Here is a 2,275-nt window from a genome sequence, read left to right as displayed (position 1 = left end):
TTTTTTTTGCACTAAACAAAAGCTAGCCTCTAATTGAGTTAAGTGCAAAATTTAAGATGGGTGTCTTGTTTATTTCTTTTTCACTAAATTAAAGCTAGCCTCTAATTGCGTTAAGTGCAAAATTTAAGATGGGTGTCTAGTTTATTGGTTTTATGTGTAATGCCATGTTTAACCATTTTTTAAGAGGGCAACTATTGAAAGTAGCAAACTAGCGAAAGAAATTACTAACGCACCAAGAGCCAAAAAAGTGTTTCTGGAAGATATTTTATTTGCCTCCTCCTTCAGAGCTAAATCCTTTTTCTTTCTCTCTAAGTCAGCTTGGGCTTTGCGATCTTCGTTTTTTCGCTTGGCAATGATTAATCCCTGTTTTGCGTCCATCCTAATCCTTCAAATTCAAATTACACATAACGCCCTGTTAATAGGCAAAATATGGTTGGCTACAATTAAGCGACGAAGGAGCAAATGCCAACTGTATTTTGTCCTTGTTTAACAGCTTGTTAACTCTCGTTGTTCTTATCAATCTCAGCTAAAAACTCCATTAGCTCGCCATAGCCTTGAAGCATATTAGAACACCATATCCTTCCTATCCCATCGACAACAATATAATCAGCTTGCAATAACCAAGAGTAACCAACTTTTCGCAACCCATTCCAACTAACTTTTTTGTTTCCTGCTATGGGGCTTTTAAAATAAACATTTTTATCGTCATAACTAAATTCGATAAAGAATGCTTGATACGGGAAGAAAATTGAACCTAAGAGAAAACCTAATCCAACAAGACTCGCAGCTATTTCTTGTCCTTCATAGGATTGTGAAATAGCGTATAAAACAAAAAAAGTAAAAGGAACCAATAGAAAAGCGAATGCTTTAAAAAGTATTCCAAAGGTTAATTGACGAGCATCGCCGACTCTTTCGCTTTTGTTTTTTGCGAATACCACCATTAAAGTGGCAATAACACCACCAATCAAACCGCTTATGATTGGACTAAGAGAACTTCCAGCTTCTTCCATGACTTCCTCAGAGAGTTAACGCCTCGTTAAGAGGCAATAAAATAGTTGGCTAAAATCAGCGAGGAACGAGCAAAAGCCAACTGTTTTTTGTCCGTTTAAGCAACTTGTTAGAGCTACATTACTACTTTAGCTTTATAAGCTCTTTTGATGGTTTTAATTGACCTATCTCAGGATAAAGCAACTTTAATTTACTTGTATCTCTGTCGTATTCATCACCAATATTTACTGCTATATCGAGGCAACCATCCACTCGTATTTCACCGAGGTATTTAACCTCTCCTTTTTCGATTTTAAATGGAGATAAAACCTCTTCGTAATCTACATCTAGCATTGGATGCCTCTGCTCGAACCAAAAATCATATGAGCCAGCAGGCAATGATACTATTTGAAATAAACCTCTTGATTCAGGGTAATCTTTTTCTACATATCGATTCGTTACAAAAAACTGTGATTTAGCTAAGTTTAATATTTTTTCATCCGATTCTTTTTTAAGAGCTAAATAAACACTATGTACTGTACATTCTTCAATTGAAGCAGTTGAAAAATAAGCGATGCCGCCATTAGTTAATTCGGTAGCTGATAAATTAGGCTTAACATGAGGGTTAACACATCCCATAAGTCCTAAAGTTAATAGAATAAAAAATAGTTTAGATATACTCATAATTTCCTTGTAGCTCTAACTTTAAGCTAAGGGGCGCAGATACGTGGGGCATAATGGCGCAGCCGCCCCGCGTATTGGCGTCCCAGCGACCGAAGGGAGTGGCTTGAGCGTTTTGTTAGCTGCCCAACTGCGTAATGTGCAACAGTTCACCTACTGGCCCCCATAAATAAAAAACTTTGCCCCAAGATTCTTGTTGTATTGGCATAATCTTGGATTTGTTTTCCGACTTAGAACATATCTCATACGCATCGTATATGTCTGAAACGCAGATTTGCAACATGAAGTTCTTGGCCATGTCCTCATTGTAAAAGCGCTGCAAAAAGAAAAGGCAATCTCCGTTTTCAAAAAGCGTGAGGTCATCGGTTACGTATTCTGATTTGAATCCAATTTCCGAGTAGAAAGATTTAGAAATCTCGTAATCCTTACTTGGAACAAATGTTTTTATATCTATTACATCCATGAATCTTTCCAAAGGCAGCTAACAATTTTGTCTACGACATTTGTCGTTTTATAAACCGACAAATGTCCATATATTACAACGCATTTATCTTAACCATCAAATAAACACCTGTAAACAATTAGTTAACTGAAAATTATTTTTAAT

At 36.4% G+C, this 2,275-nt stretch carries 4 protein-coding genes; all 4 read right to left on the bottom strand.

Annotation, left to right across the window (positions count from 1 at the left end; translation table 11 throughout):
- Positions 1-168: 168 nt before the first annotated feature.
- On the bottom strand, positions 169-378 hold the full coding sequence (locus tag PAT01_RS19830) for a hypothetical protein (RefSeq protein WP_154946054.1): 210 nt from the start codon (positions 376-378) through the stop codon (positions 169-171).
- 119 nt (positions 379-497) lie between these two features.
- A complete protein-coding gene (locus PAT01_RS19825) occupies positions 498-1,010 on the bottom strand; it encodes a hypothetical protein (RefSeq protein WP_154946053.1) in 513 nt (170 codons plus the stop codon).
- 121 nt (positions 1,011-1,131) lie between these two features.
- On the bottom strand, positions 1,132-1,671 hold the full coding sequence (locus tag PAT01_RS19820) for a hypothetical protein (protein WP_024032200.1): 540 nt from the start codon (positions 1,669-1,671) through the stop codon (positions 1,132-1,134).
- 115 nt (positions 1,672-1,786) lie between these two features.
- The gene (locus PAT01_RS19815; RefSeq protein ID WP_154946052.1) at positions 1,787-2,131 is read right to left on the bottom strand and encodes a VOC family protein; all 345 of its coding nucleotides are present in this window, start codon (positions 2,129-2,131) and stop codon (positions 1,787-1,789) included.
- Positions 2,132-2,275: the final 144 nt, after the last annotated feature.

The organism is Pseudoalteromonas atlantica, from assembly GCA_007988745.1.
In the GTDB taxonomy this organism is placed as follows: Bacteria; Pseudomonadota; Gammaproteobacteria; order Enterobacterales; family Alteromonadaceae; genus Pseudoalteromonas; species Pseudoalteromonas atlantica.
Note: the sequence above shows the minus strand (reverse complement) of the source record. Positions and strands in the feature narration are given on the sequence as shown.